The organism is Fibrobacter sp., from assembly GCF_017551775.1.
Taxonomy (GTDB): Bacteria; Fibrobacterota; Fibrobacteria; order Fibrobacterales; family Fibrobacteraceae; genus Fibrobacter.
The window spans coordinates 23,691-40,110 of sequence record NZ_JAFZKX010000109.1 but is presented as its reverse complement, the minus strand read 5'-3'; the positions used below and the strand labels follow the sequence as shown (position 1 = coordinate 40,110).

At 54.7% G+C, this 16,420-nt stretch carries 12 protein-coding genes; 1 reads left to right on the top strand and 11 read right to left on the bottom strand.

Translation table 11 applies throughout. The features are described 5' to 3' along the window. Window positions 1–286: 286 nt before the first annotated feature. The 11 genes from IK012_RS12655 to IK012_RS12605 form a co-directional block, all read right to left on the bottom strand. Window positions 287–1,387, bottom strand: coding sequence for a type IV pilus twitching motility protein PilT (locus tag IK012_RS12655; RefSeq protein ID WP_173378694.1), 1,101 nt, complete (start codon window positions 1,385–1,387; stop codon window positions 287–289). Beyond that, window positions 1,374–3,887, bottom strand: coding sequence for a tetratricopeptide repeat protein (locus IK012_RS12650; RefSeq protein ID WP_290955169.1), 2,514 nt, complete (start codon window positions 3,885–3,887; stop codon window positions 1,374–1,376). Before IK012_RS12650 ends, IK012_RS12655 begins: the two co-directional genes overlap by 14 nt. Further along, on the bottom strand, window positions 3,888–4,145 hold the full coding sequence (locus tag IK012_RS12645) for a Trm112 family protein (protein WP_290955167.1): 258 nt from the start codon (window positions 4,143–4,145) through the stop codon (window positions 3,888–3,890). A gap of 68 nt (window positions 4,146–4,213) precedes the next feature. Then, complete coding sequence (locus tag IK012_RS12640; protein ID WP_290955165.1) at window positions 4,214–5,860, bottom strand: glycosyltransferase; 1,647 nt, start codon at window positions 5,858–5,860, stop codon at window positions 4,214–4,216. A gap of 5 nt (window positions 5,861–5,865) precedes the next feature. Then, a complete protein-coding gene (locus IK012_RS12635; RefSeq protein WP_173378690.1) occupies window positions 5,866–6,579 on the bottom strand; it encodes a polyprenol monophosphomannose synthase in 714 nt (237 codons plus the stop codon). A gap of 33 nt (window positions 6,580–6,612) precedes the next feature. After that, window positions 6,613–7,533 (bottom strand): glycosyltransferase family 2 protein, encoded by a 921-nt coding sequence (locus IK012_RS12630; protein WP_290955163.1) that lies wholly within the window; start codon window positions 7,531–7,533, stop codon window positions 6,613–6,615. Between the two features lie 15 nt (window positions 7,534–7,548). Next, on the bottom strand, window positions 7,549–10,632 hold the full coding sequence (locus IK012_RS12625; RefSeq protein ID WP_290955161.1) for a DUF2723 domain-containing protein: 3,084 nt from the start codon (window positions 10,630–10,632) through the stop codon (window positions 7,549–7,551). Then, window positions 10,625–11,071 carry a transcription antitermination factor NusB gene (nusB, locus tag IK012_RS12620; protein WP_290955159.1) on the bottom strand — a complete coding sequence of 149 codons (447 nt, stop codon included), beginning with the start codon at window positions 11,069–11,071 and terminating at the stop codon, window positions 10,625–10,627. The genes IK012_RS12625 and nusB overlap by 8 nt, the downstream gene beginning before the upstream one ends. Before the next feature lie 18 nt (window positions 11,072–11,089). Next, window positions 11,090–11,554, bottom strand: coding sequence for a 6,7-dimethyl-8-ribityllumazine synthase (gene ribH, locus IK012_RS12615; protein WP_290955157.1), 465 nt, complete (start codon window positions 11,552–11,554; stop codon window positions 11,090–11,092). Window position 11,555: 1 nt separating this feature from the next. After that, entirely contained in the window at window positions 11,556–12,812 is a 1,257-nt protein-coding gene (locus tag IK012_RS12610; protein WP_290955155.1) for a bifunctional 3,4-dihydroxy-2-butanone-4-phosphate synthase/GTP cyclohydrolase II, read from the bottom strand. Then, window positions 12,799–13,398, bottom strand: coding sequence for a riboflavin synthase (locus IK012_RS12605; RefSeq protein ID WP_173343137.1), 600 nt, complete (start codon window positions 13,396–13,398; stop codon window positions 12,799–12,801). The genes IK012_RS12610 and IK012_RS12605 overlap by 14 nt, the downstream gene beginning before the upstream one ends. 77 nt (window positions 13,399–13,475) lie before the next feature. On the opposite strand from IK012_RS12605, the gene IK012_RS12600 reads away from it, so the two are divergent. After that, on the top strand, window positions 13,476–16,328 hold the full coding sequence (locus IK012_RS12600; protein ID WP_290955153.1) for a TIGR02171 family protein: 2,853 nt from the start codon (window positions 13,476–13,478) through the stop codon (window positions 16,326–16,328). The last annotated feature ends 92 nt before the right edge of the window (window positions 16,329–16,420 follow it).

Here is a 16,420-nt window from a genome sequence, read left to right as displayed (position 1 = left end):
AATAAAACGGCTCTTGAAGCAAACATTTCCAGCATCTATAGCCGTTTAATTAATTACCCGACTTTCGCGAAGCCCGTAGGGATTAACAATCACAAGGGCTTCGCAGTGCAGACAAACAACATTTTCCCTGCAACAAACATTCCTTTTTAGATACACTCTTTTCTTTTTTTGCGTAGAGAGCCGTTTCGTTAAGCGAACACTGGAACGAAGTGATTGTGTGAGCGAACAAAACGGCTCTTGAAGCAAACATACTTCAAGAGCCTTAAAAAAATGCAGGGAAAGAAAACTACATCCAGCCGCGGTCGGACGTGCCTGAAATACCGCGAACCTTGAGGTCGAAATCGTCCTTGTTGGTCGCCGCATTCATAGCCGTTTCCAACGTAATCTGTTCCGTCCTGTAGAGTTCGAGCAAAGCCTGGTCGAATGTCTGGCTGCGGTACTGCATGTGGCCTTCGGCAATGGCGTGTTCCACCATCGAAAGCTTATCCTTGTCGCGGATGTATTCCTTAATGGCGGCCGTATTCACGAGCACCTCGGCTGCGGGCACGCGGCCCTTGCCATCGGCAGTCGGCAAAAGGCGGAGCGAGATAATACCCGCAAGCACTTCGGAAAGAAGGATACGGATTTCATCGTGCTGGTGCGGCGGATACATCGAGAGCACACGCTGGATAGTTTCAGTCGCGTTCGTCGTATGGATAGTCGCGAACACCATGTGGCCCGTATCGGCGGCGGTAAGCGCAATCTGCATCGTCTCGAGATCACGGATTTCGCCCACCAGGAGCACGTCCGGATCCTGACGCAAGGCTGCACGCAGCGCGTTCGCATACGAAAGCGTATCCACGCCAATTTCACGCTGCGAAATAATCGCCATATTGTCGCGATACAGGTATTCGATAGGGTCTTCAACCGTAATAATGTTCACCGGTTCCGTCTGGTTGATGTAATCCAGCATGGAAGCGAGCGTCGTCGATTTACCCGAACCCGTCGTACCCGTAACAAGCACGAGACCGCGGCGCGTAAGCGCCATGTCGCGAATGACATCGGGCAAATGAAGTTCCTCGAACGCGGGAATCTTGGCCTTGATATGGCGGATAACCATAGCGATGGTACCGCGCTGGCGGAAAACGTTCACACGGAAACGGCCCATATCGCGGGCGCCCACGGCGAAGTCGCATTCCTTGTTCGCCTCGAAACGCTGCTTCTGGTCGCGGTTCATGATATCGTCCAGGAAGGAATCCATCATGGCCGAATCGACTCGGGTTTCGAACAACTTAGTCAAAGAGCCGTTGATACGGTAAATAGGCGGAACGCCGGCACGGATATGCAAGTCCGAAGCCTTGTATTCCACCATCGCACGCAACAACTGTTCAATCTTAAGATCTGCCATTAATGCCACCTCCGAACCTGTTCTGGTAAGCTGCCTCTATCTCGGCCAAGCGCTGCGCGATGGCCTTGTTTCCGGGTTCCTTGCGGGCCAAATCCTGGTAAATATCCAGAGCCTTCCCGTAAAGTCCCTGTTCAAAATAGATTTCGGCAAGCGTCGGCGTATTCAAACTCTCGTCAATATCGGGGGGCAACTTGTCCAAAGGCGCTGTCGGGTCGGTAACGAGCCCAGCGGAAACTTCATCGTCGGAATCGCCCGACATCAGGAAGTCGACGCCCTTGTTGCTCGGAGGCACGGGCTTTTCGTCCAGGGAATCGTCATCGGTATTGAACAACTGCTTGAACGCCCCGGAGAATTCGGATTCGAGGCTTTCCAAATCGGACGACCGGCTAGAAAGTTCGGGAATCGGATCGGCGGCAGGCGCAGCCGGAGCCACGGTCGCATTTACCGCAGGAGCGGAAGTCTTTGCCGCAGATTCATCGGGCAGAGAGTCTTCGCCAAACAGGTTGTTGAAGGACTTGTCGAGATCGGCTTCGAGAGCGACATCCGCAAGAGGAGCCTCCTCGATCTTCGCGCCCGTATCTTCCTGAGTCGGGGCTTCAACCGCGGGCTTGTCTTCGGGGACAAACTTGTCTTCGTCGGCAAACAGCGAGGAGAATGCCGCACCCATCTCGCGGTCAAGTTCTTCCTTTTCAATCGCCACATTCTGGGCGGGCTTTTCGGCAACTCCGACGGCGCTTACTTTATCAGAAGTCGGCACGGCGGCCGTCTTGGCGGCGGATTCATCCGGAAGTTCATCCTTCTCGGCAAACAGTTCATCGAACGCCTTGTCGATACCGAAGCCTTCACCGTCGAATGCGGACTTCGCTTCGGCGGCAGGAGCCTCAGGCGCAGCAGCGGGAGCCGGTTCCACAACGGGTTCCACGGCTATCGGTTCCACAGCGGGCACTTCGGCTGCCGGTTCGTCAGCGACATTGCCACCGGGAGCCCAGCCCGAGAGGTCCAGTTCATCGGAAACTTCGGCCTTTGCGGGAGCCGGTTCATCGAGCGAAAGCATGCTTTCTTCGATTGCCGGTTTTTCCGCGGGCTTCGCCGCAGGCTGTTCCTCGGGAAGTTCGTCTTCACCGAAGATATCGGCAAACGCGCTATCCAAGCTCTGGGGCTTGTCGGCGGGATCTTCCGCAGGAAGGTCAAGAGTCTTTTCCGGCTTCACTTCGGGTGCCGGTTCTTCAAGAGTAAGCGAGTCCTCGCTCGCACCGAATCCCATGTCGGCAGAAGCGGACTTCTGGAAGAGCCCACCCGCATCCGCAGGTTCGGGGTTCCACGTATCCAGGTTCACCTTTTGTTGCGGTGCGGCAGGAGCAGCGGGCGCAGACGGCGGCAATTCTTCGGGAAGTTCATCTTCGCCAAAGATGTCATTGAACGCGCTGTCCACGGACTGAGGCTTGTCTTCAATTTCATTTCCGAACACGCTCTTTGCGGGAGCCGGTTCCGGCTGTTGCGGTTCGTCTTCGAGTGTAGACGGCAAATCGAACTGCGTAAACGGAGACGCGTTCACAGGTTCTGCCGGAGCGGCAGGCTTTGCCGGCGTGAACGCCGGTTGCGAGGAACCTCCACCCAGAGAATCCAGATCGTCTTCTTCGCCGAACAGGTCGGCAAACGCAGAGCCCACGTCGTGGCCCGAAATTTCTTCACCGGCAGGGATATCATTCTGGGATGCCGCCTCGGCACTGGCCTCGGAAAGGGCGGTATTCAGGGACTGCTGCAGCGAATCCATCGCCGATTCCTCGACGGAATTGTCATCGCCACCCAGGGCGGCGAGCGCGGCAAACGGATCTTCGTCATCGCCACCAAGCGATGCGGAGAACGGAGATGAGCTCCGGCTTCCGAAATCTTCGGCAGGAGCGTCGAGGTTCATATCCAGAGACTTCGAGAACGGGGAATCATCCTCGGCGGGCTTCTGCTCAGCAGTACTGAGAGCTGCAGCCTCAGCCGATTCCTGCGCCTGCGGTTCGCCCATGTCGGCAAAGTCGGGCATAGAGAAATCGGCATCGCCCAGAGCCTCGGCGGCGGCAGCGCCAGCCACGGCACCGGCTACGGCAGCGGTATCCGAGACGGTTTCGTACTCTTCCTTCCAGAACATATCGAGCGGATCCATGTCGTGTACACGACGGAAGCAACGATTGCGTTCATCGAGGTTTTCCATCTGTTCGTAGGCCTCGCCCATGCGCTTTTGCGCAGAAAGGCAGAACGGCTCCTTCTCAAGGACCTTTTCGCATTCCTTGATACATTCCTTGAAGCGTCCCTTCTGGAACAAGATCTTGGAGCGGACCAGCATACCCGGGATATCGCCGGGATACATCTGCAAGCCGGCATCGACACGCGCGAGCGCGTTATCCACATCGCCAGCCATGTTTTCGTAGTCCGCCAGCCAGGCGAAGGCCATGGACTTGGCCTTCTTCTTGCCGATGGACTTTTTCAGGGTATCCAGTGTAACAGCCATTTATCCCTCCAAGGGAAGCGGAATAGCTTCGTCAGCCAAAAGGACCGGAATGCCATCGCGAACGATGTAGGCACGAGTGCCCCCCGCGTTCACTAGCACTTCGGCCAGAGGTTCTGAAATTTTTTCGCCAGCGGCGTTCTTGAGAGTACCTGCGGAAACGGCCCCGTTCAGGAGACCAAGAAGGGCGTCATCCGCCAAAGAAAGCTTTTCCCTAGTTTCAGGGCAGCAGAGAATATCCAAAAGTTTAGAATCGAACATAAAACCTTTATAATCAACCACTTATGATTGACATAAAAATAACTCAATTTTTGAAGAAAGGGTTAACCTTAGCGCAAATATTTGAGGTCTACGAGGGCAAAATTGCCGTTTTTGCCGTTTCCTATGAGCAAAAACACCTTCAGGCCCAGTTTTTCGAGCCATTCCATGTTGAAATCCTCGCGATAACCCGAAAAATTCGAGACGACCAGGAGTTCGCGGCAACCGGTACGGTTGCAAATGGATTCCATATCCGAAAGCGGCCCCAGGAGGTGCTGACGGTTTTCTTCGCTAATCTTGTCGGGTTCGCCGCTCACGCAACCAAGAATTTCGATTCCCGGAATCACGTTGTAGCTATCGAACCAGGTCGACAGGGAATCTTCACGGCCGCCAAGCAAGATGGAACGGTGGCGCTTCTTGGCGAATATGCGGTAAAAATAGTTTATCCAAAATGCGACGCGGCGCCAAGCGAGAAGCGCTAGCGGGATAAGGAGGCTGGAACAGACGACATAGGCGCACCACCCAATACTGGAATAGATTGTAGACCTGTCTCCCGGGCCATAAGAAAATTGGGAAAAGTAACGGAACACCTCATACCCCCCAACGGCAAGAAGGTTCAGCGGCACAAGGTACCGCAAGAACTTTTCGCCCTTGAGGCTGGATTCTGTGTATTCCCCACGGAAAACAAGAAAGACCATATTAATAATAGCGACCAAGCCGACAAGCCACCAGTCTTCAAACGTCGTTATCACCCCTATGGATTCCTTAATGGGTGTAAAAATGCATCCATCGTTTCCCAAGCCGGGCAAAAACACAAGAGCCCACACTGCAATCACACCCAGATCGAGGAACATCTTCCAGAACTTCGGAATCAGGCGAGAGAACATGCCCACGAACGCCGCAAACAGGATACCGAACGACACGAGGAAATTCGGAACAAAGTAAAGGTCCTTGTGCTTTCTCACAAAGATGAGCATCGCCTTGTAGAAGTCCACGTAAGACCCCCAACGGCGTGTACGGCAGCTTTGGCCCTTAAAATGCAGGATGTTCGTGACCGGCGTGTAGTAGTTCTTGAGACCCATCTGCTTCGTGCGGAAACAAAGGTCCAAATCCTCGCCGTACATGAAGAAATCTTCGTCGAAGCCGTTGAGCTTCTCATACACGTCGCGACGCATGCAGAAGAACGAGCCACTAATGGCATCGACCTCAGTAACCTCATCAGGATCCGCATACGTCATGTTGTACGAGGCGAGCAACTTGTTCTTCGGGAACAGAGCGGCAAGCCCGATGGTCTTGGAAACCGCCGAGACAATCGTCGGGAAAGAACGGCGGCAGGCCCACTGGATGGAACCATCCTCATTCAGGATGCGGCACCCCACCGTACCCGATTCCGGATGCTCCTCCATGAAGTCGAGCACCTTGGTAAAGGAATCACGCGAAACGACCGTATCGGGATTGATAAAGAACAGGTAAGGCTTTGTCGCCTGCTTTTCCGCAAAATTGCACCCCCTGCCGAACCCCAGATTTTCCTCGGAATTCAGCCAGAGGACCTCCGGGAAAAACTTCTTGATTTCGGGCAGGATCGGTTCCTTGGAACCATTATCGAGGACTATTATCTGGGAGTCGATACCCGCACACGCGTCGCGCACGGACTTGAGACAAGCCGGGATAAAGTCGCAGGAATTGTAAGCAACAATAATGACGGAACAAGAATACATGGGCGCTATGCCAGACCGAGACGCAGTTTCAGGACAAGGAAGAAGGCTTCGGAAATGATGCCGCCGCTCATCTTGGACGTACCACGGGTACGGTCGGCAAACACGATGGGAATTTCCTTCACGCGGAGGCCCTTCTTCCAAATCTTGAAGGTAGTCTCAATCTGGAAGCAATAGCCGTCGCTCTTCATCTTGTCGAGGTTCAAGGCCTGCAGGGCCTCGCGGCGGAAGCACTTGAAACCGCCGGTCGCATCGCTAATCGGAAGTCCCGTCACGATACGGGTATAGACGTTCGCACCATAGCTCAAAATAAGGCGGCGCAAGTCCCAGTTCACCACGCTGATGCGGTGGTTCTGGTAACGGCTGCCGAGCACCAGGTCGGCTTTTTCGGCCGATTCCAGGAAACGGTTCAGGTCAGAAGGACTGTGGCTGAAGTCAGCGTCCATCTCGAAAACACGCTGGTAGTCGCGTTCGAGAGCCCACTTGAACCCCGTCACGTAGGCGGAGCCGAGGCCCATCTTTCCCTTGCGGCGGATCAGGTGAACGCGCGGGTTCTTCGCAGATTCCGCTTCCACAAGGTCACCAGTGCCGTCGGGGCTGCCGTCATCGACAACGAGGACTTCGAGGCAGCTGTTCTGTTCCAGAATAGCCGACATAATGAGGAGGATGTTTTCCTTCTCGTTGTAAGTGGGAATGATGACAAGACTCTTAGGGAACACCATATCTATACTCCTACACGCAATAATCTACAAAACTCACTCGCCAAAAGTTTCGGCTATAGGATAAATTCTGCGTTTGCGACCGTTGAGCATCTCGGCAAGAAGCCCGAGCGAAAAGAACTGAACGCTCATCACCAGCGAAAAACCGCCGGCAAGGAGCAAGGGACGTACATGCATGGCTCCCGTCTGGAACCATTCATAACCAAAGTAACCGCACACGCCCAAGCCAAGCGCCAAGAACACCAGGCCGATCAAGCCAAAGAAATGCAGCGGCTTGGCCGAGAAACTGCGCATGAACATGAGCGAAACCAGGTCGAGGAACCCGGAAACGAGACGCGAAATGCCGTACTTGGAAACCCCGTGAACGCGGGCGCGGTGCGCGACGGGCATCTCGGTAATGCGGAAGCCCTGCCACTTGGCCATCACGGGAATAAAGCGGTGGTAATCGCCGTAGAGTTCGATGTAACGCACCACGGAATGGCGATAAGCCTTGATGCCGCAGTTGAAATCGTGCAGGCGCTTGCCGCACACGGCGGAAACCGTCAGGTTGAAAAGCTTCGAAGGAAGCGTCTTGTGCCACGGGTCAAGCCTGCGGACCTTCCAGCCCGAGACGAGATCGTAGCCCTCTTCCAGAATCTTTATCATCTTCGGGATTTCGAGCGGATCATCCTGCAGGTCGCCATCGAGGGTCGCCACGTAGCGACCCGTCGCCTTCGAGAAACCGAAGGCGAGAGCGTCGGCCTTGCCGCAGTTGAACTGGAAACGGAATCCCTTCAGGAAGGGGTATTCGCGCGAGAGGTTCTCGAGAACTTCCCACGTATTGTCACGGCTGCCGTCGTCGATGGCGATAACCTCGTAAGTGAAGCCCGTGGGCTCCATGGCGGCAACAATTTCTTTCAGCAGTTCCGGAAGGTTTTCGCTTTCTTCCTTGACCGGAATGACCATGCTTAAATCCATCACGGCACCTCTAGGCTAGTTGGCGGCGGCAACAACCGGCGCAGAATCGGACGTAGCCGAATCCACCGGTTCTGCGGGCTTCGTTTCCTCTTCGACAACCATCGGCTTTTCGGGGCTGTGCTTGATCTGTTCCACGCTCATCAGGAGCCTGGCGCGGCCGCCTTCGTCGTATTCGGGAACGTTCTTCAAGCCTTCGTCGAGGTAATCCAGGGCCTTCTGCCTCTCGCCCACGATGTCGTAGACGAACGCTGCGGCCCAGTACACGCGCCATTCATCGCTGAACTGCTTCTTACCCAGGTCGAGGTACTTGATGGCTGCGGTGCAGAGGCTGTCGGCTGCAGCCTTCTTCTCGGCCGTGAAAGGCTTGCTCGTGCGGAGCGCCGCAATCTTTTCGCGTGCATCAAACGAAATCTGGAGGTACAGCGAAACGTAGCTCGAAAGCAAGCGCTGAGTTTCGTCATTGATGTAGGCTGTACCATCGCCAAGGCCGCGGAACTTGTAGACGCTGTCGATGAGGTCGGCCGCGTACTTCGCGTCGAAGGCATTGCGCTTCGGGTTGAGGTCACCCTTCACGAGGTTGTAGACAAGGCCTTCCTGCACCATGTACTTTTCGAGACCCATGAAGTTCGAGGTACCGACCGTCGTGGAGATTTCGATAGGCTTGTCCATGTTCTGCAGGGCAAGGTCGATAACGAGCTTGTGCTGCGTGAGCATCATGCCGCTGCGAGTGCGCTTCGCCCAGTCGACAAATGCATCCCACACCTGGTAGTGCGTCTTGAACGTGAGGAGCTTGGCGGAATCAGCCGGGGAAAGTTCCTTGCCTTCCATGCTCTCGATACGGGCCTTGAGCTGCGGCATCAGGCGGTTCGCCTTGTTCACCCAGGTAGAGACCTGATGGTTCGGGTTATTGGCAACGCTGTTGTCGAGCACCATGTCGCTGTCGATGGTCTTCTTGTTATAGCTCAGCTTGAGAACGGGCTCGTTGTCGAGCATCTGCTTGATGTACCAGTCGGTATTGCCGAGCGAGAGGTTCACCACGCGCACATCCTTGCGGATACCGGCCACTTCCTGCGCAAACCACAGCGGGAAGGTGTCGTTATCGCCGTTCGTAAAGAGAATCGCATTCGGGCGGCAGCTGTTCAGCAAGTTGTAAGCGTAATCCCACGGGACCCACAGGCCGGAACGGTCGTGTTCCTGGTAGTTCGAAATGCAGGGAACCGCAAAGGAAATCACGGCGAGAACCGCAGCCAGCGGGGTCGCAAGAGCAACGGTAGAAGCCGTCGTCGCGACGAGGAGCACGAGGATACCGGCACCGAGGCCGAACATCATGCTCATGAAGATGAATGCAGGCGTATAGAAGTAGTCACGTTCGCGCACTTCCATATGAACCGGTTCCGGGAACGGAGCACGGAGCCCGCGCTGGGCAAAACCGTTCTCGATTTTCTTCCAGCTAGCCCATGCGGCGGAGCTTTCGTAAGAATTGATTTCGCGTTCAACCTTCGAAATTTCGGCAGCGGAAGCACCGCGCTGCTTCATCATATCGATGCGGTACTTGCCCACTTCAATCTTCTGGCGGAGGTCAATCAGGTCGTTCGGATCGGGAACCTGCGCGATACCCGCCCCCATGGTATTGAGGTCAGCCACGTTCCTGTTCATCACATTCACCCAGTAATCGTGTTCGCGCTGTTCCATGCGCGTACCGTCGGCGAAGTTGATGTAGAACAGGAGACCGAGAGAGCAAAGGCCGTAGAGCACGGACAGGAAAATACCCAGGTGCCTGTTGCGCTTGCAGACGAATACGCAGACAAGGACCAGCAGGCCGTTAAACAGCAAGAAAATCAAGAACTGCGGGAATGTCCTGTCGCCCATGAAGCTCATCTGAGTCGGGAACTTGTGTCCGAACCTTTCGAGAGGAACGTTCTCGGACTTGTCGAAGGTATAGACACCGTTCGCATAGTTCACGCCGCCCACCTTGTAAGGCAGGTACTGCGCCATCTGGTAGCCACCGTAGCTCATGTTCGGGAAGGAGAACACCTGGTGTGCCAGCTGGGAACGGCGGTAGAACGCGCGGGTCAGCATGCTTTCGGAACCGTACTGCTTGCGTTCAACGAAGTTGTTGAAGGCGACCCAGTTTTCGCTCTTGAAGAGGTTACCGAGCTGCAGGTTGCCCTGGTCGTCACGGATGTTGATTTCCGGATCGTTTTCGTCGATAATCGGGTTGAGTTCCGAACGAATAGGAATGTAGAGGTGCGTGCTGTAGCCAATCAGGGCGAAGAACGCAAAAGCGAGCGAAAGCTTCACCGCATGGTTCATCCTCGGGGAGAACGGCTTTGCAAACGTGAGAACCGCAAGCACCACAAGGCAAACCAACGAAATCTCAATGAAGGCGGAAACCATGTAAATCACGGAGCACAGGAGCGTACCCGTAATCCAGATGGGCAGGCGTTCAAAAATCTTCTTGGGCTGGGCAACGAGCATCAGCACGAATACCGCCGGAATAGTGAGCATCGTGTAGAGGTGGGCACCCACGCCGAGGAACGCGATGTAGCAGATAAAGATAAGGATGCGGTCGCTCGAAGAATCTTCGCGCTTGTTGTACCAGACGAGACCGAGGTAAGAGATGAGCATCAAGATGAACATCGCGAGGCCATAGACTTCGGCTTCGACGGCATTGAACCAGAACGTGTCGGAGAACGTCAGGAGGAAGCCGGCAACGAGAGCGGAAGTCGCAAGCACGATGTTGCGGACCTTTTCGGAAATCCTTTCGGCAAGGGCGTCCGTCTTGAGGACGGTAGCGAGGAATTCCCAGGCGAACAGCGCCGTAATATAGACAGTCGCCGCGGAACTGAACACCGAGATGTAGTTCACGCGCTTCGCGATTTCACCCACGAACGGGAGAATCACGATGACGGCACGGGCAAAGAAGACAAAGAACGGCGTTCCAGGAGGATGCGGAATGCCCAGCGTGTTTGCACAGGCAACGAACTCACCGCAGTCCCAAAAACTTACCGTAGGAGCCATCGTAAGCGAGTAAACGATCAGGGCGACAAGGCCCGTGATACCCGCAAAAATATGCTTCATCCATTTTTCCTTAATCATTCTTTTTTCCTCCCTTCGTCGAACCTACGACAATGTTGCGCTTCTGCATAAAACCCGTAAGAAGGCCGTTCACGAACGAGCCCGAGTCCGCGGTGCTGAACTTGCTAGAAATCTGGATGGCTTCCGAAAGCACCACCTTGATGGGCGTATCGGAAACATAGAGCAGTTCCACCATGGCAATGCGTATGACGATGCGGTCGAGGCACGCCATACGCTCGATTTCCCAATGAACCGTGGACGTCTTGATATCCTCATCGAGTTCTTCGCGATGGGCAAGAACCAGGTCCACGAGCTTCATCCCATATTTTTTCTGGTCGTCATCAATGGGTTGGCTTTCCAGAACTCCCGGAAGCGCCTCGCCCACCGTCTGCCCCGTCAATTCCATGGAGTACAACAACTGCATGGCAAATACGCGAGCTGGTCTAAAACTTTTTTGCATAATCGTAGTCTTTAATTGTTAGATGGACTTATAGAGATTGGCCATTTCAACGGCAGTGGATGCCCAGTTGGAACCCAGATTGCCCGCCTTGAGGCCGGCACGGTTCATCGCCTGGTCTACGGTATCGGTCGTGAGGATGCCGAGAATCACGGGAAGCTTGCCTTCGGCCGCGATGCTTGCGACACCGCCGGTAGAGGCGTTCACCACCACATCGTAATGGGAAGTTTCGCCACGGATAACCGCACCGATGGCCATCACGGCGTCGTACTTGCCGGAATCAGCGAGCCTGCGGCACACGCCCGGGAGTTCGAATGCGCCCGGAACGCGCACGACGGTGACATCCTTGTCGGCGACACCCAGCAGCTCAAGCTGACGGAGCGCACCTTCCAGGAGCTTGTCCGTCACCACCTCGTTGAAGCGGGCGACGGCAATCGCAATCTTGAGGCCAGAACCATTGAGAGAATTCTTGATTTCTTTAGCCATCTTATTTATCCTCTTTTAAAACTTTTGCATCGGACGCCGATGCACCGGACTCTTCGGCCACATGCAGCTGGTGCCCCATCTTCTTCTGCTTGGTGAGCAGGTAGAACAAGTTTTCCTTGTTCGGCTTGATTTCGATGGGAACGCGTTCCACGATCTTGAGACCGTAGGCCGAAATGCCCGAAATCTTGCTCGGGTTATTCGTAAGCAGGCGCATTTCCTTCACGCCGAGGTCCGCAAGAATCTGCGCGCCCGTACCATACTGGCGCAAATCGGACTTGAACCCGAGGTGCAGGTTCGCCTCGACCGTGTCCATGCCCTTCTCCTGCAGCTCATAGGCTCGGAGCTTGTTGCAAAGCCCGATACCCCTGCCTTCCTGGCCGCGCATGTAAAGGAACACTCCCCCATGCTCGCCGATGAACTTCATTGCGGAAGCCAGCTGTTCGCCGCAATCGCAGCGGAGGCTACCGAAAATGTCGCCCGTAAGGCATTCGCTGTGCACGCGCACGTACACCGGCTTGCTGAAGTCGGGGTTGCCCGCGACCCAGGCCACGTGTTCCACGCCGTCGGTCTTGCTCTTGTAGGCATACGCGGTAAAATCGCCGTACTTGGTCTGCACGTGCGGGGCGGCCACACGCTGTACCAGCTTCTCGTTCTTGAGGCGGTAGTCGATGAGGTCGCGGATGGAAATTATCTTGAGACCGAACTTCTTGGCCACTTCCTCGAGCTGAGGCATGCGGGCCATGGTGCCGTCCTCGTTCATGATCTCGATGAGGGCGGCGGCAGGACGGAGTCCGGCCAGTTTCGCGAGGTCGACCGCAGCTTCGGTATGGCCTGCGCGACGGAGCACGCCTTCTTCCTGCGCGTACAGGGGCGAAATATGCCCCGGACGGCCGAAGTCGCTCGGCTTGGAGTTCGGGTCGGCAAGAGCCTGAATGGTCGCCGCACGGTCATGAGCGGAAACACCCGTGGAGCACCCCTCGATCTTGTCGACCATGATGGTAAAGGGGGTGCCCAGAATCGAGGTATTCTCGGCGGTCTGGCGCGTGAGGTTGAGTTCGTGGCAGCGCTTGATGGGGAGCGGGCAGCAGAGCACGCCCCTGCCCTCGTGGAGCATGAAGTTCACCTTTTCGGGCGTAATCTTCTCGGCGGCGATAACGAAATCGCCCTCGTTCTCGCGGTCTTCGTCATCGACCACAATCAAAAACTTGCCGTTCTTAAAATCTTCTATGGCCTCTTCTATCGTATTAAGCAAGGTCACGTTCCTTCAAATAATTTTCGATGTACTTGCCGAGCATGTCGACTTCCACGTTCACGATGGTCCCGGCAACCCAGTTGCGCAGGTTCGTACGGGCAAGCGTCTCGGGGATGATGCACACGCGGATGGAATCTTCGAACTTTTCGGCCACCGTGAGGCTAATCCCGTTCAGGGAGATGGAACCGCGGCGGATGATGTAGCGCTTGAGGTCCGCAGGCATCTTCAGGTCGACTTCCACGCCCGTTTCGCGCGGAACCACCTGGATGACCTCCGTAATGCAGTCCACATGGCCCATCACGAAGTGCCCGCCCATGAAGCTGTCGGCACGGCACGGAAGTTCCAAATTCACCAGTTTTCCGACCGCAGCCTGCTTGAAGGCGGTATTTTCGACCGTCTGGTGCATCAGGCAAAAAGTGGCTTCGTCATCGGTACAAGATTCTATGGAAAGGCACACTCCGTCGTTAGCGACGCTGTCGCCCAATTTGCAATTTTTAAAGAATCCTGGCGACTTGAGGCGCATAGAAAGCGCATCGCCACGACTCTCTATCGAGACGATTTCGCCAGTAGATTGAATAATTCCAGTAAACATACGCGCCAAATATAGAATTTTCGCGCCCTACATTTTTTTTGTTATCTTAGAATTGACGGGATTGGAAAGGTCTATTTATGAAGATTCGCAAGGCATATCTCCTGTTTCCGTTTCTATTCGCCGCCGCATGCAGCAATAGCGAAATGCAAATTATATCCGAGGAATCCAGCCAACAAAGCAGCGATTCGACAGAAGTTGAGCCCCAAGACTCGACAACCAATCCTTTGAAAGAAATCGACGGCATGATCCGGCTCTCCGGCGGAAAGGTGACCGTCGGCTCCAATGACAAGAGTTTCAAAACAAACGAAAGGCCAGCCATGAAGGTCGTATTGGACTACGAATTCTTCATGGACATCCACGAAGTCACCTGCGGCGATTACGACAAGATTGCGAAAGAAGCGGACCTGAAACGCTTCCCCTGCAAGGGCGACAGCCTGCCCATTACCGACGTGACTTACTTCGACGTCGTCCTTTTTGCGAATGCCAAAAGCAGCCAAGAAAAAAGAGATACAGTCTATACCTACGGCAAGGCAACATTCGACACCGAAGGACACTGTTCGAATTTGGAAGGATTGACATTTCACCCCGAAGCCGAGGGGTACAGGCTTCCGACCGAAGCGGAATGGGTTTTCGCAGCGACAAGGGCTTGGAATACGGAGAAAAGCTGGAACAGCGACAACTCCGGCTACACCGCACGTGAAGTTTGCGGCGCGGGAACCGACTCCGCGGGATTCTGCGACATGGCGGGAAACGTTATGGAATGGGTGAACGACTGGCTCGGGCTATTCCGCGACACGACCATCACCAACTACGCCGGTGCACCCGATGGCGGAGAGAAGGGCGAACGTATTCTAAAAGGCGGCAATTACGCATCCGCCCCAAACGAACTGAATCCCTACAGCCGTGGAGACGTCTATACCGTAACCTCCGCGACCAGGGCGGAATACGTGGGCTTCCGGCTGGCGCTGGGCTCCATTCCCGACGCCCTTTGGATGGGAAACGACGGCAAATCCCAGGCAAGCATCGTCTCGCCACTTGCGGGGAGCGAAACCATCAAGAACCTCACGGGTACATACAACGTAAAGTTAGCCTTCCGAAACGACGTCTCGGGCAACATCGCCTATATCGATTACCTGAACGGGCCTCAAGCCGTAATTGAAATAGAAGACACGCTGGACGCGTTCCATCCCGACATCTCTCCCGACGGGAACTACGTGGCGTTCTGCACCGGAATGGAAGGCATTTCAAAAAATTCAAAGCTCTATGTGCGCAAGCTGGACAAGGAAGCCAGCGATGCAATCCAACTGAATGTCGAATCAGCCGCTATTCCGCGTTGGCGGGTTCTTGAAAACGGAGACACCGTAATCGTCTATGTGACAAACGCCGGCAACAACAAGGACGAAACCACATTCCTTTCCGCGTCGACTTGGCAAGTGCCATTCACAAACGGAAAGTTCGGGACTCCGCAGAAACTCTTCGACGGTGCCTTCCACGGCGGCATCAGCGAAGACAACACGCTCGCTGTCACAGGTGCAAAATTGCTTCGCGCCCGCGTCGCCAAATCCGGTTCCACGCTCACGCAAAACGCAACAAATACAATTTGGTACGACAGCGCACAGGCCTGCAACGCATCGCTCGCACAGGACGGCAGCAAGCGCACCGCATTCCTCGACTTCGTCGGGAAACCCGGCGTCAAGTTCGTCGGAAGCAGTTACAACACGCACGAGCGCCTCTTTATCGCAGACAGCGCAGGGAAACTCATACAGTCCATCAAGTCTCCCGCAGGCTACGCGTTTGACCATACGGAATGGGCAACAGACGGAGTCAATTCCAACATCGTCGCAACGCTTACCAACGCAAACGGGGCGCACACGAAAATTGCGTTCGTGAACACGAAGGAAAGCAGCACTACAGAACTTGTCGAAGGCGACGAACTCTGGCATCCCGCCCTCTGGATGGAAAAAAAGGAAATCGAACCGGACACGCTCCCCGTCGATACCGCAGAAACCGAATTTCAACTTGACCCCGACAGCGCGGGTATATATTACAACGCAAGCGGAGCATGCCCCTACGCCATCGAATTCCGTTACAAAATGGAAATTCTCTGGCAATACAAAGACACTGCCAACACGGTAATTCTGGGTTCTTCGCGCGCTTATCACGGGATCAATCCGCTCCTTTTCGACGAGCCCGTATTCGCCATCAATCTAGCGACACCGGCGGCATCCATTTCGGGAAGTTCCTTCTTCTTCAAGAATTACATCCTTCCCCACGTAAAGAATCTGAAGACGGTGGTTATCGCATTGGATCTAGACCGAGCTTACAACGACGGTAAAAACCCCAACAACATCTTCTACCGTACATACGCATCGTATCCCGGCTTCGTTTACGACAAAAATCATAATTACTGGGTCGACAACTACCCTCCAAAACTGTTCGAAAAGACATACAAGGCCCCCGGCAAAGATTCCGAAGCGAAAGCACTCCGACCGACACGCGGCTTCAAGCCCATGCCAACAAACGGATGGGGTGCGCCAAATGTCGCCGAAGATTCCTGCTGGATGGACACCAAGGCCGAACAATTCCAAGCAAACTTTGAACAGCTGGAAGATCTAATCGCTACTTGCAAGAAATCCGATATCGCCATTGTCGGAGTCATCATACCCGTCAATCCAAAATACAAGAACACCGGGGCTTTCGGCTATCGTGGCCTTAGGCGGAGCGACGCCCTCCAGGTTATCGAAGACCTTTCAAATTTGAGCCAGACATACCCCAATTTCGTCTTGATGGATGAAAACAAGATGGGAGACCACGACTACACCGATGAAGACGCTCTTGACAACGCGCATCTTTCCAAGGCTGGCGCGGCAAAGTTGACTCCCCGCATAGATTCCCTCATTAAGACCTTGAATATTGATTTGGGGCAATAGTCCGCCCCGATTCTTTCCGTCTTTTTCCATTTTTTCTACATTTACCTCCGAAAATTTTAGCAGGCATATGTTTTGCTTGCGGGCCGCTTTGT